This window comes from Ensifer aridi (assembly GCF_002078505.1).
Lineage (GTDB): Bacteria > Pseudomonadota > Alphaproteobacteria > Rhizobiales > Rhizobiaceae > Sinorhizobium > Sinorhizobium aridi.
Genome location: NZ_LUAV01000007.1, coordinates 213,075 through 236,979, shown reverse-complemented (window position 1 = coordinate 236,979; position 23,905 = coordinate 213,075). Strand labels below are relative to the sequence as shown.

At 61.9% G+C, this 23,905-nt stretch carries 17 protein-coding genes; 6 read left to right on the top strand and 11 right to left on the bottom strand.

Features of this window, described 5'->3' with window-relative positions:
• Positions 1–3: 3 nt before the first annotated feature.
• Genes AYK65_RS08040 through AYK65_RS08030 form a run of 3 tightly spaced genes read right to left on the bottom strand, consistent with a single transcriptional unit; the run spans position 4 to position 2,987 of the window.
• Positions 4–1,035: a FecCD family ABC transporter permease gene (locus tag AYK65_RS08040; protein ID WP_046120970.1), complete on the bottom strand. Its 1,032-nt coding sequence runs from the start codon at positions 1,033–1,035 to the stop codon at positions 4–6.
• Positions 1,032–2,042 carry a FecCD family ABC transporter permease gene (locus AYK65_RS08035; protein ID WP_046120971.1) on the bottom strand — a complete coding sequence of 337 codons (1,011 nt, stop codon included), beginning with the start codon at positions 2,040–2,042 and terminating at the stop codon, positions 1,032–1,034. The genes AYK65_RS08040 and AYK65_RS08035 overlap by 4 nt, the downstream gene beginning before the upstream one ends.
• Positions 2,043–2,063: 21 nt before the next feature.
• On the bottom strand, positions 2,064–2,987 hold the full coding sequence (locus AYK65_RS08030; protein ID WP_420810241.1) for an ABC transporter substrate-binding protein: 924 nt from the start codon (positions 2,985–2,987) through the stop codon (positions 2,064–2,066).
• A 588-nt stretch (positions 2,988–3,575) separates the two neighbouring features.
• On the opposite strand from AYK65_RS08030, the gene AYK65_RS08025 reads away from it, so the two are divergent.
• Complete coding sequence (locus AYK65_RS08025; protein WP_081158157.1) at positions 3,576–4,460, top strand: LysR substrate-binding domain-containing protein; 885 nt, start codon at positions 3,576–3,578, stop codon at positions 4,458–4,460.
• Between the two features lie 68 nt (positions 4,461–4,528).
• Here the strand turns inward: AYK65_RS08025 and AYK65_RS08020 are convergent, their stop codons facing one another.
• Positions 4,529–5,158 (bottom strand): invasion associated locus B family protein, encoded by a 630-nt coding sequence (locus AYK65_RS08020; protein WP_026614157.1) that lies wholly within the window; start codon positions 5,156–5,158, stop codon positions 4,529–4,531.
• Positions 5,159–5,480: 322 nt separating this feature from the next.
• On the opposite strand from AYK65_RS08020, the gene AYK65_RS08015 reads away from it, so the two are divergent.
• The gene (locus AYK65_RS08015) at positions 5,481–7,295 is read left to right on the top strand and encodes an extracellular solute-binding protein (protein ID WP_139793147.1); all 1,815 of its coding nucleotides are present in this window, start codon (positions 5,481–5,483) and stop codon (positions 7,293–7,295) included.
• A gap of 81 nt (positions 7,296–7,376) precedes the next feature.
• Entirely contained in the window at positions 7,377–8,042 is a 666-nt protein-coding gene (locus AYK65_RS08010) for a DsbA family oxidoreductase (protein WP_081158155.1), read from the top strand.
• Positions 8,043–8,088: 46 nt separating this feature from the next.
• Here the strand turns inward: AYK65_RS08010 and mfd are convergent, their stop codons facing one another.
• Together mfd and AYK65_RS08000 are read right to left on the bottom strand one after the other, a co-directional pair.
• Entirely contained in the window at positions 8,089–11,604 is a 3,516-nt protein-coding gene (gene mfd, locus AYK65_RS08005; protein ID WP_081158154.1) for a transcription-repair coupling factor, read from the bottom strand.
• Positions 11,605–11,606: 2 nt separating this feature from the next.
• Positions 11,607–11,912 carry an FAD assembly factor SdhE gene (locus AYK65_RS08000; RefSeq protein WP_026614161.1) on the bottom strand — a complete coding sequence of 102 codons (306 nt, stop codon included), beginning with the start codon at positions 11,910–11,912 and terminating at the stop codon, positions 11,607–11,609.
• 118 nt (positions 11,913–12,030) lie between these two features.
• On the opposite strand from AYK65_RS08000, the gene recG reads away from it, so the two are divergent.
• Positions 12,031–14,136: an ATP-dependent DNA helicase RecG gene (recG, locus tag AYK65_RS07995; protein ID WP_081158153.1), complete on the top strand. Its 2,106-nt coding sequence runs from the start codon at positions 12,031–12,033 to the stop codon at positions 14,134–14,136.
• An 11-nt stretch (positions 14,137–14,147) separates the two neighbouring features.
• Here the strand turns inward: recG and AYK65_RS07990 are convergent, their stop codons facing one another.
• The 5 genes from AYK65_RS07990 to AYK65_RS07970 form a co-directional block, all read right to left on the bottom strand.
• The gene (locus AYK65_RS07990; protein ID WP_026614163.1) at positions 14,148–14,837 is read right to left on the bottom strand and encodes a DUF502 domain-containing protein; all 690 of its coding nucleotides are present in this window, start codon (positions 14,835–14,837) and stop codon (positions 14,148–14,150) included.
• Positions 14,838–14,855: 18 nt separating this feature from the next.
• Entirely contained in the window at positions 14,856–15,353 is a 498-nt protein-coding gene (locus AYK65_RS07985) for a GNAT family N-acetyltransferase (protein WP_081158152.1), read from the bottom strand.
• Positions 15,350–17,176 carry a glutamine--fructose-6-phosphate transaminase (isomerizing) gene (gene glmS, locus AYK65_RS07980; RefSeq protein WP_046120978.1) on the bottom strand — a complete coding sequence of 609 codons (1,827 nt, stop codon included), beginning with the start codon at positions 17,174–17,176 and terminating at the stop codon, positions 15,350–15,352. The genes AYK65_RS07985 and glmS overlap by 4 nt, the downstream gene beginning before the upstream one ends.
• A 146-nt stretch (positions 17,177–17,322) precedes the next feature.
• Complete coding sequence (glmU, locus tag AYK65_RS07975) at positions 17,323–18,693, bottom strand: bifunctional UDP-N-acetylglucosamine diphosphorylase/glucosamine-1-phosphate N-acetyltransferase GlmU (RefSeq protein WP_026614166.1); 1,371 nt, start codon at positions 18,691–18,693, stop codon at positions 17,323–17,325.
• A 267-nt stretch (positions 18,694–18,960) separates the two neighbouring features.
• Entirely contained in the window at positions 18,961–20,607 is a 1,647-nt protein-coding gene (locus AYK65_RS07970; protein WP_081158151.1) for a Na/Pi cotransporter family protein, read from the bottom strand.
• A 367-nt stretch (positions 20,608–20,974) separates the two neighbouring features.
• Here AYK65_RS07970 and AYK65_RS07965 point away from each other — a divergent pair, with 367 nt between their 5' ends.
• Positions 20,975–22,867, top strand: a complete 1,893-nt coding sequence (locus AYK65_RS07965; protein WP_081158150.1) for a peptidylprolyl isomerase — start codon at positions 20,975–20,977, stop codon at positions 22,865–22,867.
• Positions 22,868–22,886: 19 nt separating this feature from the next.
• The gene (trpD, locus tag AYK65_RS07960) at positions 22,887–23,900 is read left to right on the top strand and encodes an anthranilate phosphoribosyltransferase (protein WP_046120982.1); all 1,014 of its coding nucleotides are present in this window, start codon (positions 22,887–22,889) and stop codon (positions 23,898–23,900) included.
• Positions 23,901–23,905 lie beyond the last annotated feature (5 nt).

Genomic DNA, 23,905 nt, shown 5'->3' with positions numbered 1-23,905 from the left:
GCCTCAGGAACGGCGGCGCAGAAGGAAGAGGAGCACAGGAGCACCAGTAAGCGCGGTGATTACGCCTATCGGGATTTCCTCCGCCTGGCCAAGCAAACGTCCGGCAAGGTCGGCGCCCGTCACGAGAGAGGCGCCGAGGACCACCGTAAGCGGCATGACCATGCCGAAACTCCGCCCGGCGAGAAAATGCGCGAGATGCGGCACAACGAGGCCGACGAAGATCAGCGGACCAACTGTTCCAACGGCGCTCGCCGCGAGACCGCAGGCGGTGAGAAGAACCAGGCTGAAGTGCAGGCGGTAGGAAAGGCCGAACGATCGGGCCACGTCTTCTTCAAATCGGAGCATGTCTATCGAGCGGTGCAACAGGGGCAAGGCCACCGCGGCAGCAAACGTAAAGGGGAGCAGAAAAACCACATGCTCCCAACTGCGCGCATAGAGGCTCCCCGACAGCCATTGCATGACGATCTCGAAGCGGGAACTGCCCCACCCGGCGATCAGCCCCATCGCCAAGGCATGCAACGTCGCGCCGATGGCGATTCCGGAAAGCGTCAGCCGCAGCACGCTCAAGCGATTGCGCATCGCGAGATAATAGACGAGCAGTCCGGTCAGCATGCCACCCGCACAGGCGACGAGTGGCAACCAGTGCAACGGCAGGCTGTAGAGCGTGTGTGCATCCGCGCCCGAGCCATAGACCGCGAACAGCAGGAAGATCGTAACCGTCAGTGTCGCGCCTTGCGAGATGCCGAGAATCGTCGGATCGGCAAGTGGATTGCGTGTGATCGCCTGCAGCAGCAGGCCGGCCACCGCGAAGTGAGCGCCGGCGAGAATACCGGTCAGAATACGGGGAATGCGGATTGTCCCGATGACGAGGTCGGCATCGTCCGATCCGCGTCCGGCAAGGACCGCGAGAATGTCTGCGGCGGGCAGATCGACGACGCCGAGAAAAACCGCAGCGATCAGCAGCGCCGCCGATAGAGTCAGCGGCGCGACCAATCCTCTTCCCAATCGGCCCGAAGTCGGCGTCCCGAAAGTCATCGCGCGCCTTCCCCGCTTGGCAGATGTTCGCGCTTCTGCACCAGATAGAGAAAGATCGGACCGCCGATCAGCGCCGTAAAGATGCTGACGGGGATTTCGCGCGGCGCGGCGACGGATCGGGCGAGCGCGTCGGCCGTAAGCAGAATGGCGCCGCCGAACGAGGCGTTGAGCAATATGGCCGAAACGGCTTCCGCCGGCCGGAGGAGACGAACGAGATGTGGCACGGTGAGGCCGATGAAGGCGACCGGTCCTGCCACCGGCGTCACGCCGGCTACCAACGCCGCCGCACAGAGGAGAAGCAGGAGTTTGCATCGCGCCGTATTCAGCCCCATGCCGGCCGATGCCTCGTCGCCCAGCGCAAGCAGCCCGATGACGCGATGGCTCGCGAGCGCCGCACCGATGCCGAGGACGATCCACGGCAGCATGTATGTCACCTGCGGCCAGGAGCGCCCCTGAAAGCCACCCGACAACCAGAACAGGACAGAAGGCGACTGTGGTGCCCCTCTTATCAGGATATAGGCGGTGGTTGCATTGAGGAACAGGGACACCGTGATGCCGCTGAGGGCCAGATGAAGCGGCGGTGCCCGTCCGGCTCGCGCGGCCCAGATCGTCATTGCGGCGGCGAGCAGGCCCCCGCTCATTCCAATGAAGGGGTAGAAGACAGAGGAAACCGTTGGAAAGACGACGAAGGTCAATACGATTAGTACGACTGCGCCCGCTGAAACGCCCGTCAAATCCGGTGCGGCGAGCGGATTGCGGGTGATCACCTGCAGGAGCAGACCGGCGACCGCAAGCGCAGCGCCGGCGAGGAAGGCAGCAATGCTGCGAGGCATCCTGAGCGTCCAGACGATGATACCGTCAGTGTTCTGACTGGGCACGAACACGGCCCGCATCGCCGCGTCGAGGCTCATCGGCTTGGCGCCGAAAAGCAACGCCGCAAAGCCGATGAGCGCAGCCGCCGAGACCGCCAGAAGGATTGCGGCGATGCACCGGCTACGTGTCCTCATGCCGCCTCTCCGAGATCGCCACTATTCGACAGAGGCCGGAATGAGCTTGCGCGCTTCCGCCTTGACGTCGACGGCCGGAAACGCGTCCGGATAGAGCAGATGTGCCGCCTCGCGCAGGACGATCTCTCTGGCGATCGGGCCGTGCGCCTCAACCCAATGATCGCCGACATAGTGAACGCGACCGTTCTTCACCGCGGAGAGTTGCTGCCATATCGGGTTGTTTTCATGTGGCCGGTCCGGGCCGTAGTCATAGACGAAGATGACCTCCGGATCCTTCTCGAGCATCATTTCGAGGCTCATCTCCATACCCCAGTTGTCGGGAAGATAGGGCGTCGGATTCTGCCCGGCGATATTGTCGCCGCCGAGTGCCACGAGGATTGCCGCCGTCATGTTCTCAGAGCGGAAGACCCAGGGGGTATCGCCGCCCCACATCACCACGAAGCGCGGATGCTGATCCCTCGGCGCCTTGGCAGAAAATTCTTCGACCGCCGCCTTGAAGCGTGCATTGAGTTCCTGACCACGCTTCGGCTGACCGAGGATCGCGGCGAGTTGATTGATCGTGCGGTCACTGTCGGCATAGAGCTCCAGATTATAGGCAAGATAAGGTGCAATCTTCGCAATCTGCTCGGCATTGCCTTCGGTATAGCGTCTGATCGCCACCGTTACATCCGGCTTCGCTTCGGCGAGCAGCTCAAGGTTCGGTGTTGCACGCTGGCCGATTTCCTTCACGCCCTCGAGATAGTCTGCAAGGAAATCCGGATTGCGGCCTTGGACCATGTATGTGCTCGCGATCGGCTTCACGCCCAGGGCTAGGGCGACATCCGCCGCGAAATAGGAGATCGAAGCGATCCTCGTCGGCGATGCAGGAACTTCGACCGCAACGCCGCGATCGTCGACAAGGCTCAGCGTCTTATTTTCATCGGCCAAGACGGGAGCCGCCGACATGATCAGAGCCGCGATGCCGGCCGCGTAAACTTGGGCCCTCCACCGAGAAGTTATAATGTTGACCCGGGAAAACATGGGACCCTCCTGGTTGTGAGATGAAATGACCGGTCGAAGAGGCAACGGCTCGGCGACTGAGAGGGGCTGACGCCGCGTTTCTGCTATCCAGCATGAGAAAGCCGCAAGTCGCACTCTTGAAACGCCGCTCGTCACCCCTGCCTCGGACAATGCTCTTGCACCCATTCCGCCCGGATCCCCCGCTCTTCGTTATCCTGCTCCGGCATTGCATACATGATAATTATATTCAAGTTTATTCTTCTAAATAAGTTCAAGAAATCCTGGATTTTTCTTTGGAGAATACTTGGCCCGCAGATAGAAATTCACCCGAATGGCGGAGGACCTTTCGAGTTGCAACGAGCAGCCGGAAGAAGAACGTCGACAGGAGTTATAGCTCTCGAACGCCGATGTAGCCGAACCTTATTTAGAATTATTCCAAACAAGTCCCTGTCGAGCCGGTATATTCCTTGACGTAAATTTAGCTTAAAAAGTCGATGGGCATTTATATTGCAATCGAAAGGTTTTCACGCCGGCATGAGAAAAACTCAAACCAAGGTTCCGCGTCTTCCGCCGCTCGGCGCACTACCCGCCTTCGCCGCCGCGGCGAGGACTGGAAGCCTGACACTGGCTGCCGCCGAAATGCATCTGACTGCGGGCGCGGTGAGCCGTCAGGTCAAGACACTCGAGCAGACACTCGGCGTCGCGCTCTTTCATCGTCGGCATAATGCCATCGAATTGACCGAGGCCGGCCGGCATTTCCTCGTTCATGTCACCAGCGCTCTTTCAACGCTCGAAACCGGAGCACGCTCGATCCAGCCGAACCGCTCTCGCCTCGTCATCCAGGCTCCGATAACATTGGCACGGCGCTGGCTGATCCCGCGTCTCGGCTCCTATCTTCAGCAAAATCCGACGGTCGACATCTCCATTCATTCGCTGGCGCTCGGTTCCGGCGAGGCAGCGGACGTGGCGGTGACTTATCAGCGTGGCACACAGGCGCACGCCTTTCCGCAAGGCTCTTTGATCGACAGGACGATTGCGGTCTGTTCGCCGCATCTTTTTTCCGGTTTCGATCACCGCCGCGAACCAGCACAGCTCTTGGATCTGCCTCTGCTTCTGGATACGGCGGACGCTTGGTCGTGGCATCGCTGGTGCGAGTGCGCCGGATTTGCCTTCGACCCGCGAGGCGGGAACCTCGTCTTCGACACGGACGAGGCGGCAATCGACGCCTGCATTTCCGGATTGGGTATCGGCCAGGCCAATCCTTCTTTCGTGGAAAAGGAACTGCGTAGCGGCCAGCTTCTGGCACTTTTTCCTTCTATTGCGCCAATCGTCGGCGCCTATGAGATCGCGAAATCCCATACCGCGCATCTGCCGCAGGGCTTTTTCGAGTGGCTGTCGCGATGGGACTTGCCAACCTGAGCTCGCGGGCCATAAAAAAACGCCCGGATAGTCCGGGCGTTCGCTTCATTCGGGAAGGCGAGTGATGATTACTGCGCCTTGGCGGCCTTCTGCGCCTCTTCCAGCTTCTTGCGGGCGTCCTCTGCCTTTTTCTGCATTTCTTCCTGCAGCAGGCGCTGGCGCTCTTCGAGCTGGGACTGTTCGATCGGTTCACCATCATAAACGCCGGTGAACCCCTCCAGCGTCATCTTGATCGGGTTCGGAGCGCGCTGGAAGTTGACCGAGGTGAAGACCACCTCATTGCCCTTCTTCAGGCTGGCGATCAGCGCATCGGAAAGCGGTGCTTCGGCGACGCACTTGTCGGGCATGCAGATCGCGTAGTCGAGCTTGACGCCCTTGCCGCCGTCGATCTGCATTTGAACGCCCGGCGGGATCATGCGCGCGGAGGGTACGGAGACCTGCATGACCTTGCGATTAATCTTGCCTGAGACGGAGATAAGGCCGACGGCCGTGACGAGCTGGCCGTTATTGGCGGTCAGCAGGTTCTGAACGATGCAGACATCGTTGTCTTCCTGCTTGGTGCAGACCTTGAACCAACCCTGCGGCGGCCTGCCTCCCGCCTGCTGCGCGGATGCGATGCTCGGCGCACCGGCGGCTGCGACAGAAAGCGCCAGCGCTGCCAATCCCGCGCGTTTGGTGAAGTTCGACTTGAAGATCATTCTTATTCCCCTGAAATCCGGTCACGGAACGGACTGTTCCGCAGGTGAGTATCGTCAGCCGCCCGTTGTCCTGTTGGCCAAATGAGGCATTTGAATGGCCCCGATTCCGGAAACACCTGTTACATTGGCTCGTGCCGATTATCCAGTGTTTCGTTGCATTTTACGCAACCAATTGCGTTTGAGCGGCCTTTTCCAATCAGAGTCCGGCGTGACAGGATTCGAGCTTGTCCTTTCCTGATCCCTGCCGCCGAAGGTTGGAAATGTGCGCCCGCGTTGCTAACGTGCCGGGAATCGACCTCGTACAATCCCGCGGGAGGTGAAGTTGCGCGCAGTTCTTTCCGGTTTGGTCATGCTCCTGGCAGCCAACACGTTGGCCAATGAAGCTATGGCCGCTCCGGTCCATGCGATCTCGATGCACGGCGAGCCTGCACTGCCGGCAGACTTCAAGCACTTCCCCTATGTCAATCCCAACGTGAAGAAGGGCGGGAAAATTTCCTATGGCGTCGTCGGCACTTTCGACAGCCTCAATCCCTTCATCCTGAAGAGCATGCGCACCACCGCGCGCGGCATGTGGGATCCGGGCTTTGGCAACCTGGTCTACGAATCGTTGATGCAGCGCTCGCAGGATGAGCCTTTCACGATGTACGGACTGCTTGCCGAAACCGTCGAATGGGACGACGATCGCACCTTCATCCAGTTCAATCTCAATCCGAAAGCCCGCTGGGCCGACGGTCAGCCGGTGACAGCCGAAGACGTGATCTTCACTTTCGAATTGCTGCGGGACAAGGGACGCGCCCCCTTCAGCAATCGCCTTTCCAAAGTGGCAAAGATGGAGAAGGTCGGCGAACGCAGCGTGCGCTTCACCTTCACCGAGGATGCCGATCGCGAGTTTCCGCTGCTGCTGGCGCTCTCGCCGGTGCTGCCGAGGCATGCCATCAATGTCGATAGCTTTGACAGGACGACGCTCGAGCCGCCGCTCGGCTCGGGCCCCTACCGGGTCACGGAGGTGAAGCCCGGCGAGCGCATCGTCTATCGCCGCAATCCTGATTACTGGGGCAAGGACCTGCCCTCGAAGATCGGTATCGACAACTACGATGAGATCTCCGTCGAGTATTTCCTTCAGGAGAATACGCTTTTCGAAGCCTTCAAGAAGGGCGAGATCGACGTCTATCCCGAAGGCAGCGCCACCAAATGGGCGCGCGCCTATGATTTCCCCGCCGTTCGCTCGGGAGACGTGATCAAGGAGACGTTCAAGCCCAGGACCCCTTCCGGCATGCTCGGCTTCGTCTTCAACACGCGCAAGCCGATGTTCGACAACATCAAGCTAAGACAGGGGCTCGCCCTCGTTTTCGATTTCGAATGGGTCAACAAGAACCTTTTCGACAGCGCCTATACGCGCACCCAGAGCTATTGGCAGAACTCGTCGCTTTCCTTCCTCGGCGCTGCCGCCGACGACCGCGAGCTCGGTCTGATGGGAGACGTTCGGGAGCGCATCAATCCCGCGATCCTCGACGGCACCTATCGCCTGCCGGTCACGGACGGCTCGGGCCGCGATCGAAACGTCCTGCGGGAAGCGGTGACGCTGCTTCGCGAGGCGGGTTATTCCATCAAGGACGGCAAGATGGTCGACGCGAAGGGCACCCCGCTCGCGTTCGAAATCATGAGCCAGAATGCCGGCCAGGAGAAGATCGCGCTCGCCTATCAGCGCTTTCTCGCACCGCTCGGCATCGTCGCGAGGGTGCGCACCGTCGATGATTCGCAATACCAGTTGCGCAGCCAGTCCTTCGACTACGACGTTATCATCAAGTCCTATCCTTCGTCGCTGTCTCCGGGCGCCGAGCAGATATCCTATTGGGGGTCCGTTTCGCGTGATCGCCAAGGTAGTTCCAACTTCGCGGGCGTCGCCGACAAGGACGTCGACAAGCTGATCAACAACATCCTTCAGGCGCGGAGCCCCGAAGACTTCACCGCCGCCGTTCGCGCCCACGACCGGCTGCTTGTCAACAATTCCTACCTCGTGCCGCTTTACCACCTGGACGCGCAATGGATCGCGCGGTGGAAACATATCGGCCGCCCATCGACGGTGCCGCTCTACGGCTATCAGCTGCCGACCTGGTGGGACGAGCGCGCCCAGTAAGCTGGTATCTATTTTGTAACGCATTGAAAGAAGCGGCGGAGCGGCCTATGTGGCAGCTTTGGCAACTGGAAAGGCCGCACCATGGAAACCGTCAACATCGATATCGTCTCGGACGTGGTCTGCCCGTGGTGTTATCTTGGAAAGAACAGGCTTGAGCAGGCAATTGCCGACGTTGCCGGCGAGATTCATGTAGCGATCCAGTGGCGCCCCTATCAGCTGAACCCCGATCTACCACCGGAAGGGGTCGACCATAAACGGCATCTCGCGGCAAAACTCGGCGGCCAGACGTCCGTCGACCAGGCGCATCGGATGCTCGAAGAACTCGGGCAGGAAGTCGGCATCGCTTTCGATTTCGAAGCCGTGAAGATCAGCCCGAACACTCTCGACGCGCATCGGCTGATACGCTGGGCGGCAACCAGCGGTGACCTCGCGCAGACGGATGTCGTGCGGCGACTCTTCAAGGCCAATTTCGAGGAAGGTCGCAACGTCGGCGACCACGCCGTTCTGCTTGACATCGCGGAACAGGCTGGCCTCGATCGCCCGGTCATTGCCGCTCTACTCGCATCCGACGCCGACAAGGACGCCGTGAAGCAGGAGGTCGACATGGCCCGGGAGATGGGCGTTACCGGCGTGCCCTGTTTCATCATCGAGCAGCAATATGCGGTGATGGGCGCGCAATCTGTCGAGACCCTGACGAATGCGTTGCGCGAAATCGCGCAGATGAAGGCTGCCCACCCGGCGCACTGATCGTCAAAGAGGAAAACGCCGCGCGAAAGAGCTGCGGCGTTTCGTTTCAAGCGGGTTTTGCGAGCACCGCGAGCTGCGTCATCACCATCGCGGCACCCGAGAGACGCTTCTCGGGCGTCGGGAGATCGCGCTGGAAGAAGATGCTCTGGTCCGGCCGGATCTTGGCAAGCGTTCCCTGCTTGGCGATATGGCCGACGAGGGCGGCCGGGTTCGGAAACTCCTTGTTGCGGAACTGAACGACGACGCCCTTCGGCCCGGCATCGAGCTTCTCGACATTCGCAGTGCGGCAGAGCGACTTGACGTAGACGATCTTCAGCAGATGCTGGACCTCGGTCGGCAGCGGACCGAAGCGGTCGATCAGTTCCGCCCCGAAGCCGTCGATTTCCTTGAGATCCGTCAGCTCGCCGAGGCGACGATAGAGTCCGAGCCTCAGGTTGAGATCCGGCACGTACTCTTCCGGAATCATGACCGGCGTGCCGACCGATATCTGCGGCGACCAACCGGTGTCGTGGATTTCCTCTTCACCCTTGAGTTCGGCGACCGCCTCCTCGAGCATCTGCTGATAGAGCTCGAAGCCGACCTCCTTGATATGGCCGGATTGCTCCTCGCCGAGGAGATTGCCGGCGCCGCGGATATCGAGGTCGTGGCTGGCGAGCTGGAATCCGGCTCCAAGCGTGTCGAGCGACTGCAATACCTTGAGACGCCGTTCCGCCGGCCCCGTCAACGTCTTGTTGACGGGAAGCGTGAAGAGCGCGAAGGCGCGCACCTTCGACCGCCCTACCCGGCCGCGAAGCTGGTAGAGCTGGGCGAGACCGAACATGTCGGCGCGGTGCACGATCAATGTATTCGCAGTCGGCACGTCAAGCCCCGACTCGACGATCGTCGTCGAGAGAAGGACATCAAAGCGCCCCTCATAGAAGGCGTTCATGACGTCCTCGAGTTCGGTCGCCGGCATCTGGCCGTGCGCCACGGCGACCTTCAATTCCGGCACGTCGGATTTCAAGAAGTCGTGGATCTCCGGAAGGTCGCTCACACGCGGGCAGACGTAGAAGCTCTGGCCGCCGCGGTAATGCTCGCGCATCAACGTCTCGCGGATCACCAGCGCGTCGAAGGGCGAAATGAAGGTGCGCACCGCCATGCGATCCACCGGCGGCGTCGTGATCAGCGACAATTCGCGAACGCCGGTGAGCGCGAGCTGAAGCGTGCGCGGTATCGGCGTCGCCGATAGCGTGAGCACGTGCACATCGGTCTTCAGCTCCTTGAGCCGTTCCTTGTGCTTGACGCCGAAATGCTGCTCCTCATCGATGATGAGCAGGCCGAGGTTCGCAAACTTGATCGACGAACCGAGAAGTGCATGCGTGCCGACGACGATGTCCGTCTTGCCCTCAGTAACCTCCTTCTTCGTCAGCGCCAGCTCCTTGGAGCCGACGAGACGGGACGCCTGCTGGATGCGTATCGGCAGACCGCGGAATCGTTCGGCAAAGGTTTTGAAATGCTGCCGCGCAAGCAAAGTCGTGGGCACGACGACGGCGACCTGCACCCCATTCATCGCCGCGATGAAGGCGGCACGCAGCGCCACCTCCGTCTTGCCGAAGCCGACATCGCCGCACACGAGACGATCCATGGGCCGGCCGCTGCCGAGATCATCCCGAACCGCCTCGATCGAGTTCAACTGATCCTCGGTCTCGTCGTAAGGGAAGCGGGCGGCGAATTCGTCATAGGCCCCGTCCTGGGCGTTCAGGACCGGCGCGTGTCGGGTATGCCTTTCGGCGGCGATGCGGATGAGGCCGCCCGCCATGTCGAGCAGCCGCTTCTTGAGCCTCGCCTTGCGCGCCTGCCAGGCGACACCGCCGAGCTTGTCGAGGATCGCATCCGTCCCTTCCGAACCATAGCGCGACAGAAGCTCGATGTTTTCTACCGGCAGGAAGAGCTTAGCGTCGTCGGCATAGACAAGCTCGAGGCAATCATGCGGCGCGCCGGCGGCCTCGATCGTGCGCAGCCCGACGAAGCGGCCGATGCCGTGTTCGGCGTGGACCACGTAGCTGCCCTCGTCGAGACCCGTCACCTCAGCAATGAAGTCGGCCCCGCGCTTGCGGCGCTTCGAGCGGCGCACTAGGCGATCGCCGAGAATGTCCTGCTCGCCGATGATGACGAGATCGCCTGCCTCGAATCCCGCTTCGAGGCTGAGGACCGCTGACGCCGCCTCACCCGGCTTCAGCGAGCGCAGATCGGAGAGGGCTTTGACCGGGCGGATATTGGCAAGGCCATGCTCGGCGAGCACCTGCAGGAGACGGTCGAGCGATCCTTCCGTCCAGCCGGAAACGAGAACCTTTGCGCCTTTCGCGCGCTTCTCGGCAATGTGCCTCACCGCCTGGTCGAAGACATTGACGCGCGCGCCGTCGTCGTCGGCCTCACCTGCCCCCTTTGCCCATCGCAGGCCCTGACGCGCCTCTATGGTCACGACCTGACGGGCCTCTCCTTCATGTTCGGAGAACGGCGAGAGGCGGATGGCGTCGCGCTCGGCGAGCGCCACGCCGAAGCCCTTCGCGCTCAGATAAAGCATCTCCGGCGGCACCGGCTTGTAGGGCGTGCCCTGCGCAAGCTGCGACTTGCCCGGCGATGCGGAGGCAAGGCGTGCGTCGTAATAGTCGAGGATGAGCTTCGAGCGTTCCGCGGCTGCTTCACGCGCGAGGTGATCCGTCACGATGCGAAACCCATCGAGATAGTCAAAGACCGTTTCGAGGCGATCATAGAAGAGCGGCAGCCAATGCTCCATGCCGGCATAGCGGCGCCCTTCCGAGACCGCCTGGTAAAGCGCGTCGTCGCGCGTGGCTGCGCCGAAGAGTGAAAGATATTGCTTGCGGAAGTGGCTGATCGTTTCCGGCGTCAGCGAAACCTCGCTCATCGGATTGAGATCGAGAGAGCGGACCTGCCCGATCGTACGCTGACTGGCGGGATCGAAGGAACGGATCGTCTCGAGCGTATCGCCGAAGAAATCGAGCCGCAACGGCTCGCTGCTACCCGGCACATAGACGTCGAGGATCCCGCCTCGGACCGCAAATTCGCCGACCTCGCGCACCGTCGGTACGCGCTCGAAGCCGTTTCGCTCCAGCCGCGCGGCGAGATCGTCCATCCGGATCTGGTTGCCGGGGCGCGCGGAAAAGGCGAGGCTCTCGATCACGTCCCGCGGCGAAATCTTTTGTAGCGCGGCATTGACCGTGACGAGCATGATCGCCGGGTGCGGCTTCGCACGATGTGCAATGAGTGCGCCCAAGGCCGCAAGCCTGCGCGCCGAGGTATCGGCACTCGGCGAGACGCGGTCGTAAGGCAGGCAGTCCCAACCGGGCAAAGTGAGGACGGGAATGTCCGGCGCTACGAAACCCAGCACCTGCTCGAGGTCGGCAATGCGCTGGCCGTCGGAGAGCATATAGGCAACGGGCGCCCCCGCTCGCGCCAGTTCGGCGAGAACCAACGCCTCGGCGCCGGAAGGCACCGGACCGATCGTCAACTCCCGCGTCGCCGCGAGGACCTTCTTCGGGTCGAGGCCGGGTAGCATCATCATGTTTATCTGGCGTCTTGGCGAACCGGATCGAAATCCGGGCGGTAAGCGGCGATGCGGGCGAAAAGTTCCGTCGCATAACGCTCCGGCAGCGGCTTTTCTCCGGTGATCCAGCGGACGAGGTCGTTGTCTTCTTCGCGCATGATCGTTTCAAGCTCGTCGAGCTCCGCGCCGGACAAGCTCGCGATCTCCGCCTCGGCAAACTGCCCGAGGACCAGGTCCATCTCGCGAATACCGCGGTGCCAGGCGCGGAAGAGGATCCTGCGCCGACGCGGATCAAGATCGGCGCTCGTACGTGAAATGCCGGTCATGGGGTTCCTTCCTGCCGTCCACCGGTGCGGCGGATCGTGATGACGGGGGTTCTATAAACGCTGAAAAGCGGGTTGTCAGCCTTGCCAAAGCCGGATTTATCGTCGCAATTTCACTATCATGCGCCCTGCCCTGCTCGATCCGCTGTTTTCACCTCTCGACACTTTGCCCGGCATCGGACCGAAGACCGGCGAGCTTTACGCCCGCCTGCTCGGGCGCGAATCGATTGAAGATTGCCGGGTCATCGATCTCCTGTTCCATGCTCCGCATTCGCTGATCGACCGTCGCCGTCAACCGGGCATCGCCTACGCGCCACAAGGAGCGATCGTCACCATCACCGGGCGCGTGGACCGCCACCAACCGTCGCCACGCGGCAGGCCGAACGTGCCCTATCGAGTCTTTCTTCACGACGACACCGGCGAACTGGCGCTCACCTTCTTTCACGTCAAGGGGAACTGGCTGGAAAAAGCTTTGCCGATCGATGAAACAGTCATCGTCAGCGGCAAAGTGGACTGGTTCAACGGGCGCGCCTCCATGGTCCATCCGGATTACATGGTCCGGGCCGCCGAAGCCGGGAGCCTGCCTCTCGTCGAACCCGTTTACGGGCTGACGGCCGGGCTCTCGTCCAAGCTTCTTCACAAGTCGATCGAGGCGGCCGTTGCCCGGGTACCGGATCTGCCGGAATGGCTCGACGAGTCGCTTCTGCACCAACAAGGCTTTCAGAGCGCGAAAGAAAGTTTTCACCGTCTGCACGAACCGCGTGACGAGACCGATGTCGCCCCGCAGGCGCCGGCCCGCAGGCGGCTTGCGTACGACGAGTTTCTCGCGGGCCAGCTCTCGCTCGCCCTTGTTCGCCAGCGCTTGCGCAAACTGGCCGGCACGCCCGTGCATCCGACTGGCCGGCTGAGCGGCCCGGTGATCGCCGCCCTTCCTTTCTCGTTGACGACGAGCCAGTCGGCGGCGGTCAGGGACATCCTTGCCGATATGTCCGGATCCGAGCGCATGCTGCGCCTCCTGCAGGGTGACGTCGGCTCCGGCAAGACGGCCGTGGCGTTGATGGCGATGCTTGCGGCGGTCGAATCCGGTGGCCAGGCGGTGCTGATGGCACCGACGGAAATTCTGGCCCGGCAGCACCATGCCACGCTTTCGAAGATGACGGCCCCCGCAGGCATCACGATCGACGTCCTGACCGGCAGAACCAAGGGCAAGGAGCGTGACGCAATCCTCGAACGCATCGCTTCCGGCGATACGCAGATGATCATCGGCACACATGCGCTTTTTCAGGATGCGGTGAACTATCGACAGCTCGTGCTCGCCGTCGTCGACGAACAGCACCGCTTTGGCGTTCACCAGAGGCTGCGGCTGACGGCCAAAGGCATCTCCCCGCATATGCTCGTCATGACGGCAACGCCGATTCCCCGCACCCTGGTGCTCGCGGCCTTCGGGGACATGGACGTATCGAAGCTCACGGAGAAGCCGGCAGGGCGCAAGCCGATCCAGACCGTCACGATACCAACCGAGCGTACCGACGAGGTGATCGACAGGCTTGATGCAGCACTTGGGCAGGGCAAGAAGGCCTATTGGATCTGCCCCCTGGTCGAGGAATCCGAGGAGACCGACGCCACGTCCGCCGACGAGCGCTATCAAAGCCTCGTCCGCCGTTTCGGCAATGATGTCGGCCTCGTGCACGGCCGCATGGCGGGACCGGAGAAGGACGCCGTCATGCTCGCCTTCAAGAACGGCGAGATCCGCCTGCTCGTGGCGACGACGGTCGTGGAAGTCGGCGTCGACGTACCTGACGCGACGATCATGGTGATCGAACATGCGGAGCGCTTCGGCCTTGCGCAGTTGCACCAGCTACGCGGCCGCGTCGGGCGTGGCGACGAGGCATCGACCTGCATATTACTCTACAAAAGCCCGCTCAGCGAAGCCGGCCGCGCACGCCTGTCGATCCTGCGCGAGACCGAGGACGGCTTTCTGATCGCCGAGGAGGATCTGAAGCTGCGCGGTGAAGGCGAACTCCTCGGCACACGCCAGTCCGGTACGCCGGGCTTCCTCATCGCGAGCCTCGAAGCGCATAGCGATCTTCTCGAGATGGCGCGCAAGGACGCCGCCTATGCCATCGATCGTGATCCGGAACTGACGTCAGAGCGCGGCCAGGCCTTGAGGACGCTTCTCTATCTCTACCGCCGGGACGAGGCGATCCGCTTTCTGCGCGCCGGCTAGAATGCCGGACGTCAGGCGGTCTTTTGCTGCGTGATCGGCCGCGGCGCGTTTGCAAGCGGTTGGTAATCCGGAGCCACGAGACCGCCTGAGATCAAGAGTTTCGCCGCGTCCTCGGCGCTCATCTGCAGCGGTATGATTTTCTCGCGAGGCACGAAGAGCAGGAATCCCGCGGTCGGGATCGGCGTCGGCGGAAGAAACACGGTCACCATATCCATGCCGCGCTCATCGAATTTCGCCGCAATCTCGCCCTTCACATCGGTGGCGATAAACACCAGGGACCACAACCCGGGGCTCGGATATTCGATCAGGCCGGCTTTCTTGAAGGAGGACGACTGGTCCTGCAGCACCGTCTGGAAGATCTGCTTCAACGATCTGTAGATCGAACGGACCAACGGCGTCTTGTGGACCAGCGACTCGCCGAAATTAATAATCGAGCGCCCCACAAGGTTTGCGGTCAGGAAGCCGACCAGAGTGATCACCACCACGGCGATCAGGAGCCCGAAACCCGGAATGGCGACAGGCAGATAGGTGTCCGGATTGTAGAAGCTCGGCAAATACGGCTTCACCCAGCCGTCCGCCCACTCAATGAAGGAACGAACCAGCCAGACCGTGATCGCCAGGGGAGCGCAGATGATGAGGCCAGTAAGAAAGTAATTGCGCAATCGCGCCGCGATGATGCCGCTTTTGGAACCGTCCGTCATGCTGTTGCCATCGATCCGTCAAACCGCTCCGAAGGCGGGATGATAGCTGACCGTGCCGGAAACCAGCGTTCCTGACAAGGGTAGAGCCATGAAATATTGCGGCGCACAACCTGGAAAAACAAGAGCAGGCTCATTGCGGAACCCGAACCTTCCATAGAAGGCCGGATCTCCCGCCAGGACGCAACCGGCGGCGCCGGAATTCCGCAGCATTTCAAGCCCTCGACGGACGAGCGCGCTTCCCGTGCCACACCCTTGCCGATCAGGCCGGACGGACAGGGGACCGAGTCCGTACCAGCCAGTGGTCGGAGGCGTTATCGTCACCGGCGAAAAAGCGATGTGGCCGATCACCTCACGATCTTCCTCCGCGACGAGCGACAGCGTCAATGCGCCCTCGGCGCGCAGCCGCTCGATGATCCCCGCCTCGGTCTGATCGCTGTAGGACTGATCGGCGAAGGCCGCCTCCGTGACCTGCCGGATCGTCTCACGATCACCGTCGGTCTCCGGTCGAATGATCATTCGACGGTCACCGATTTGGCGAGATTGCGCGGCTGGTCCACATCAGTCCCCATGAAGACGGCCGTATGGTAAGCGAGAAGCTGGACCGGCAACGAGAAGATCATCGGCGCGATGATCTCGTCGACGTCCGGCAGCACGATGGTGTGCATCGTGTCGAGCTTCGACACCGCGGCACCCCTCTCGTCGGTGATGAGAATGATCCGCCCGCCCCTGGCGGCCACCTCCTGCATGTTGGAGACGGTCTTGTCGAAGAAGCGGTCGTGCGGCGCGATGACGATGACCGGCATGTTTTCATCGATGAGCGCGATCGGCCCATGCTTCAACTCACCGGCCGCATAGCCTTCCGCATGGATATAGGAAATCTCCTTGAGCTTCAGCGCGCCCTCCATCGCCAGCGGAAAGCTGGTGCCACGGCCGAGGTAAAGCACGTCGCGGCATTTGGAGAGTTCCCGCGACAGGATCTCGATCTTCGGCTGGACGCTGTTCAGCACTTGGCCCATGATCCGCGGCATCTCGGCGAGACTCCTGACGAGCGCCTGCTCCTCCTCGTCGCTGACCGTGCCCCGCGCCTTGCCCGCGCCGATGGCGAGCGCAGCAAGGACAGCAAGCTGGCAAGTGAATGCCTTGGTAGAGGCGACGCCGATCTCGGGGCCGGCAAGGATCGGAAAGACGGCGTCGGACTCCCTGGCAATGGTCGATTCGCGGACGTTGACGACGGCGCCGATCTTCAGGCCGTGCTCCTTGCAATACCGGAGCGATGCGAGCGTATCGGCCGTCTCGCCCGATTGCGATATGAAAAGGGCGGCCGACTGCGGCGAGAGCGGGATTTCCCGATAGCGGAACTCTGAGGCGACGTCGATTTCGACCGGCAGGCGCGCATAACGCTCGAACCAGTATTTGCCAATCAGACCGGCCAGATAGGCCGTGCCACAGGCGGAGATGGCGAGGCTCGGAACCTTGGCAAAATCGATGCCGTCGGAAACCGGCACGACCCGGTTGTCGATGAAGTTGATGTAATGGCCGAGTGCGTGGGAGATCACCTCCGGCTGCTCGTAGATCTCCTTCTCCATGAAGTGACGATGATTGCCCTTATCAACCAGATAGGCGGCAGCCATCGAGACCTGCCGCGGGCGCGTGACGACGTTGCCCTCGCTGTCGAAGATGTGCACGCCGGTCTTGCCGATGACGGCCCAGTCGCCATCGACCAGATAGGTGATTTCGTTGGTGAAGGGTGCCAGCGCGATCGCGTCGGAGCCCAGGAACATCTCGCCGTTACCGTGGCCGATCGCCAGAGGCGGTCCGTTGCGCGCCGCCATGATGGTCGACGGGTCATCCTCGAAGAGGACCGCAAGCGCATAGGCGCCCCTGACCCGCTTCAGCATCGCATGCATGGCTTCGCGCCTCCCCATGCCCTCGCGGCGATATCTTGCCAGGAGATGCGCGACGACCTCCGTATCCGTGTCGGTCAGAAACTCGGCGCCGACCGCCGTCAACTCGTCCTTGATTTCCGCGAAATTCTCGATGATGCCGTTGTGGACGACCGCGACACCGTCGGTGAAATGCGGGTGGGCATTGCGCTCCGTCGGAGCGCCGTGGGTTGCCCAGCGCGTGTGGGCGATGCCGATGGTGCCGCTCAGCGGCTCTTCCTTCAGCCTCGCTTCGAGATTGACGAGCTTGCCTTCGGCGCGCCGGCGATGCAAGGCGCCCTCGGTGATCGTCGCAACGCCGGCCGAATCATAGCCCCGGTATTCCAGACGCTTCAACGCATCGACCAACCGCTCCGACACCGGCTCTGTCCCCACGATGCCCACAATTCCGCACATAACCCTCTCCGCATTTTTGTCTTGCGCCGGTGACGCCGCATCAGCCTGGATGCGACGATCCGATCGCCTTCTCAAGCCTTGGTAGCGAAATTGCCGCGTGAAGCAATCCGTCTCGATTTCACTTTCAGTTTCAATGTTTAACGCGACTAATCAGCGGCCTTGACCTTCTTCTTGGCCGTCTTTTCCGCCTCGTAGCGCTCGCGCAAGACGGGCGCACGGCCCGGCTTGATTTCCTGACGGGCGCGGCCGAAAGCGACCGCGTCCGCCGGCACGTCGTCCGTGATCACGCTCCCCGACGCGACCAGCGCGCCATCACCGATCGTGACCGGCGCAACCAGCGACGAATTGGAACCGACAAAGGCGTTCGCACCGATGCGCGTCAGGTGCTTGTTCACACCGTCATAGTTGCAAGTGATCGTTCCGGCGCCGATGTTCGATCCGGCACCGACGAAGGCATCGCCGATATAGGTCAGGTGATTGACCTTGGCACCGGCGCCGATCTCCGCCTTCTTGACCTCACAGAAATTGCCGACCTTCGATTTCGGGCCGAGATCGGCGCCCGGCCGAAGGCGTGCGAAGGGGCCTACGGTCGCGCCCGCACCGACATGTGCGCCCTCAACATGCGAGAAAGCGTGAATGATCGCGCCGCTTTCTACGCGGACGCCGGGACCGAAGACGACGTGCGGCTCCACCAGCACGTCCTGCGCAAGTTCGGTGTCCCATGAGAGAAAGACTGTCTCAGGCGCGATCATCGAGACGCCGGCCAGCATCATTTCGTGGCGGCGGCGCTGCTGCCAGAGACGCTCGATATAGGCGAGCTCGGCACGCGTGTTGCAGCCGGTCAGTTCCTCCTCCGGAGCCTCGACGGCGATTGCGCGGCCGCCGAGGGAGCGAACGATTTCGACGAGGTCGGTGAGGTAATACTCGCCCTTGGCATTGGCATTGCCGATGCGGTCGAGGAGATCGAGCGCCCGGCGGCCATCGATCGCCATCAGTCCGCCATTGCAATAAGTGATGCGGCGCTCTTCTTCGGTGGCATCTTTGTGCTCGCGGATCGCGACGAGCGTCCCGTCCTCGACGATCAGACGCCCGTAGCCGGTCGGATCTGGGGTCTGGAAGCCGATGACGACCACGTCGTTTCCTGCGGCCAAGCCATCGCGCGCCTCCTTCAGGGGGGCAGCGGTGATCAGCGGCGTGTCGCCGAAAACAACGAGAACATCGTCGTAACCCCTTGCGATTGCCTCACGCGCGGCAAGGACCGCATGTCCGGTGCCGAGGCGCTCCTTCTGGAGGAACGAGGTTACGGTGACCGACCCGGTACTCGCCGCCGCCGACACGGCTTCGGCGTCGCGGCCGACGACCAAGGCCACATCCGAGATCGATGCGCTCGCCAGGGCCTCGACGACATGGGAGATCATCGGCCTTCCCGCCACGGGATGCAGCACCTTTGACATGGCCGATTTCATGCGCGTACTTTCTCCAGCCGCCAGGATAATCGCCAGGCAAGTCCGTTCCATACTTTTAGATCTCCTTGGTATTCTCTCCGGTCTCCCGGAGCGCATATCGGCATAAGCCCGTCTCACCGGTCGGGCTTCCTACCAGCAACATATTGCGAGAAACATAATTCGCACAATCACGTCGCGTTAATCGGGTTTAAGCCGGATGAGGCCTCTACAGCGCCGCGCGTCTGATCAGACGCGCGAAGTCGGCTGTAGCACTTTGAATTGCTGCATGTCTGTCTCCTTAAATCGAGCTCGATCTAAGGAGACATGCAGTGGCGGGGATCAGCCGCGCGGACGCAGCCGGCTTTCCGTCAATAGGCCGCTCTCTTCCACAATGGGATAGGCAACGGAAGCGATATGCGCGTTGATGCGCTTCAGATCGCGCAACATGTCGAGGTGCAGCGAACTCGTCTGCAGGCTCTCGATAAGGCCGTCCCGCAGGCGCTCCAGGTGCCGCTCCGCCGAGCGCTTCTCCATGTGGCGGACATCCACCGTGACCTCGATCAGGTGGCGGGCGAGATCGGAATTGCGCGAGACGAAGATCGTCTGAGCGATGCGCAGGTTATCGATCGTCAGGTCGAACAGGCTTTTTAGTTCCTGATGGCCCTCGTCGGAAAATTTCAGGCCGTTCGTCACCTTCTTCCCAATCTGGTCGCAGAGTCCCTTCTCAATAATGTCACCTATGTGCTCGAGATTGACGGCATACTCGATGATGAGCATCGAGCGGCGCCCGTCCTCTTCATTCAGCGAATGGCGCCCGAGGCGCGACAGGAATATTTTCACTTCCTGCTGCAGAACGTCGACCTGCTTTTCGAGCGGCGCGATATCGCGGAGTTCGCTCAGGTCGTTGTTGTTGAACGCGTTCGAAGCTCGGATAAGCATCGCCTCGATTAGATCTCCCACCCTGAGAACCTCGCGTGTCGCGCCGGAAAGCGCCATCACCGGCGTGTCGAGCACAGCTTCATCCAGGTAGCGCGGCCCGGTCTCTCCCGTCTCCTGATCCGGGATGAATCGACGAATCGCGTTGGTAAGCGCCCCCGCGAAAGGCCAGGCGATGAGCGCGACGACCAGATTGAAGAGCAGATGGACGTCGACCGGGAGGTTCTGCCTGTGTAGCGGCAGCGTCTGCAACAGATCGGCATTGAGGCCGACAAGCGGAAGAGCAACGAGACAGCCGACGGTGCGCACGACGAGATTGCCGATGGCCACGCGGCGGGCGGCGGGCGCCGAGGCGAGCGTGGCGACCACAGGCGGGATCGCATGTCCGAGATTGGCGCCCAGCACGAGTGCAATGGTCAAGCCAGGCGTCAGAACCCCTGCCGACGACAACGATAGCACAAGCATGACGATGGCGAGGCTCGACGAGGAGGCGAATGCCAGCCCAGCCGAAATGATCAGCGCAACCGGCCAGGCATTGTCGAGCATTCCGAGAAACGCCGCCAGCGCTCGGGATTCGCGCATCGGCTCCGTCGCCATGCCGAGCAGTTCGAGCGACAGCAGCATCAATCCGATACCGACGATGGCGAATCCGCCACCTTGGCGTGCACTCGACCGGCTCACCCTCTGCATCGCCACGCCGGTGAAAATGAGCAAAGGTGCCATCCAGCCGATGCCGAGCGCGACGATCCAGGCCGTTATGGCGGTGCCGATATTGGCACCAAGCAGTGCGATCTGCGCCATTCGCGACCGAATAAGACCCTTTTCGGCGAAGGACGCTGTCATCAGCGTGGTGGCCGTGGAGCTCTGCAGTGCCAACGTGGCAAGGAGACCGGTCAGGAAAGCCCGCAGCGAGTTGCTCGTTCCTTTCGCGAGCCCTGCGCGCAGCCTTGCTCCGAAGGCGCGCGTCACCCCGTCCTTCACGAGCGAAAGGCCGAACAGCAGCAGCGCGACGGCACCGAAGAGATTGACCATTACGATTGTAGATTGCATGACGTCAAATTCCGCAATGGCCGCTGGTTTGCAACGTTTCGAGGACGATTATCGAAGACACGGTTTCCGATGATTTGCCACACCGAAACGCGTTCGAAGCCAACAATGTTGCAGATCATTTTCAGTTGCCGGCTAAGGAATCCGACATCGGTTTGCCTGTTCGCGTCCGTCGTCGTCAATCGGCATCGAGGCGAGCCTCGGCAGCGCTGGCTGGGCTTCGATTCACGCGGGCGGCGGCAGTCCCGATCCCGGCCGTTTCCGGCGTCGCAATTTGCAACGAACCGCCCTTCATTTCCTGCTTGGTTTGTTCTAAGGAACGAATTCATTTGGCGTCACGCCACCGCATCGCAACGAGGTTTCTGCCCCTATGCTCGAATCCCTGAGAAACGCCGCCCGCACACGGGTCGTCAAAGGCCTGATGGCCATTCTCATCATCTCATTCATGGTGTGGGGCGGTCAGACATTGATGGTGACGAACACGCCCAATGCGGTGGTGACCGTCGGCGATGTCAAGGTGTCGCCGACCGACTTCCGCCTGGCCTACGAGCGTCAGGTGAGCCTGCTCTCAAGACAGCTTGGAATGCCGCTCACAAGGCAGCAGGCCCGTGCCTTCGGCGTGGAGAGCCAGGTTTTCGCTCAGCTCGTAGCGGGCGCAGCATTGGATCAGCTCGCCGAAGATATGAACCTCGGCCTCTCGGAAGACAGGCTCGCCAGGCTTATCGGCGAGGACCCTGCCTTCCACGGCGCCAATGGCCAATTCGACCGGCTGACCTTCTCCAGCGTGCTGCGCAATGCCGGATTGACCGAACAGGACTACATCAACAATCGCAGCCAGGTGGCTGTGCGTTCGCAGATCGTCGACGCGCTCGCGGACGGTTATACGCCTCCAAAGGTTCTACTCGATGCGGTCGGAAAATATCGCCACGAGACGCGCACCATCGACTATCTGCTGCTCTCGAACGCGAATATCGATGCCGTCAAGGCGCCCGCGGATGATGTGCTCGCTCCGTGGTTCGAAAGCCGCAAGGCCAACTATCGCGCGCCGGAATATCGGAAGTTCAGCTACATCAAGCTCGAGCCGGAAGATCTGGCCGCGACCGAGACCGTGACCGAGGAAGAGCTTCGGGCAGACTATGAGAAGCGCAAGGAAAGCTACCGCAAGCCCGCATCGCGCACGGTCGAGCAACTCGCTTTCCCCTCGCGCGAGGCGGCCGATGCCGCGGCGGCCAAGCTTTCTGCCGGCACCTCGTTCGACGATCTTGTCAAGGCTGAGGGCAAAACCCCGGCCGACGTCCTGCTTGGCGATTTCACCAAGGAACAAATGCCGGACGCCAAGATCGCCGAGGCGGCCTTCGCTGTAACGGCGGATGGCGGTACGACTCCCGTCGTCGATGGCGCCTTCGGGCCGGTAATCCTGCGCATAACCAATATTCGGCCGGAGAGCGTCCGCAGCTTTGACGAGGTCAAGGAAGAGCTGCGCAAGGAGATCGCCCTTTCCGTCGCGCGCGATCAGCTTGTCGGCCTTCATGACAAGATCGAGGACGAACGCGCCGCCGGCACGACCGTGAGGCAGATCGCCGACCAACTGAAGCTGAAGCTTGTGACCGTCGATGCGATCGATGCCACCGGCAAGGATCAAAACGGCGACGAGGTGAAGGGGCTTCCGGAGCCTCGCACGCTGTTGCAGGAGGTTTTCAAGGCCGAGGTCGGCGTCGATACGCTCTCCGTCAACATCGGGCGCGACGGTTCCGCCTGGTTCGATCTCGACGAAGTGATCCCCGCCCGCGACCGCACGCTTGACGAGGTTCGCGACGAAGTGGCGGCCGATTGGACCGCCGAGCAGCAACGTGCGGCGCTGGCCGCGAAGGCGAAGGAGCTCAAGGAGCGTATCGAGAAAGGTGCCAAGCTTGCCGATATCGCCACCGAACTCGGGCTCGCGGTCGAGACGAAGGTCGGTTTGTCCCGCTCGACGGAAGACGCGGCGCTCAGCCCAGCCGCTGTCGCGGCTGCCTTCGGCGGTCCGAATGGCCACGTCGCCAATGCGCCGGGCATCGGCGGCGAAGGCCAGATCCTCATGCAGGTGACGGCCCTCGACGACAGCGCACCGGCAAATGCCCTCGACGACGACAGCCGGCAGATCGAAGCCGTTGCGCGCGCGAGCGGCGACGACATCCTCGATCAGATGGTCTCCACGCTGCAGGCGGCCTACGGTGTATCGGTCAACCAGACGCTTGCAGAGCAGGCACTGGCAACGCGATGACGTGCAAGGAAAGCAAACCATGAGTGATTTGAAGCCGTTCGTCGCTAAAGTCGCCACACGCGAGGCACTGAGCCGGGAAGACGCGCGAGCCGCCTTCGAGATCATCATGTCGGGGGCAGCGACACCATCGCAGATCGGCGGCTTCCTCATGGCGCTTCGGGTGCGCGGCGAGACGGTAGACGAAATCGTTGGAGCGGTCGGCGCGATGCGCGCGCGAATGCTTCCGGTCAAGGCCCCTGAGGATGCGATCGACATCGTCGGAACCGGCGGTGATGGCGCCGGCACCTACAATATCTCGACGCTGGCCTCGCTGATCGTCGCGGGCGCCGGCGTGCCGGTCGCGAAACACGGCAACCGGGCTCTGAGCTCGAAATCCGGAACGGCCGACGCATTGTCATGCCTCGGGGTCAATCTCGAGATTGGACCGGAGGCGATCTCGCGCTGCATTCGCGAGGCGGGCGTCGGCTTCATGTTCGCCCAGCAGCATCACGCGGCCATGCGCCATGTCGGCCCGACGCGCGTCGAGCTTGGAACGAGGACGATCTTCAATCTGCTCGGACCGCTCGCCAATCCAGCCGGAGTGAAGCGGCAGCTCGTCGGCGTATTCGCGCCGCAATGGGTCGATCCGCTTGCGGAAGTCCTGCGCGATCTCGGCTCCGAAAACGTCTGGGTCGTCCATGGCGAAGGACTCGATGAAATCACGACCACCGGCGTGACCAAGATTGCAGCACTCAAGGACGGAAAGATCACAAGCTTCGAATTGACCCCGGCCGATTTTGGCCTCGACCGGGTCACGCTTGATGCCTTGAAAGGCGGCGACGGGGCACATAATGCCGCCGCATTGCAGGCGGTGCTCGATGGTGCCGAGAACGCTTATCGGGACATTTCCCTTGCGAATGCTGCCGCTTCGTTGATGATAGCGGGGCGCGCCAAGGATCTCGCCGAAGGCATGGCGCTCGCCCGGCAATCGCTTTCAAGCGGCGCCGCCAAGACCGCTTTGCAGCGGCTGATCACCGTTTCCAACGCGCCTTGAGGAGA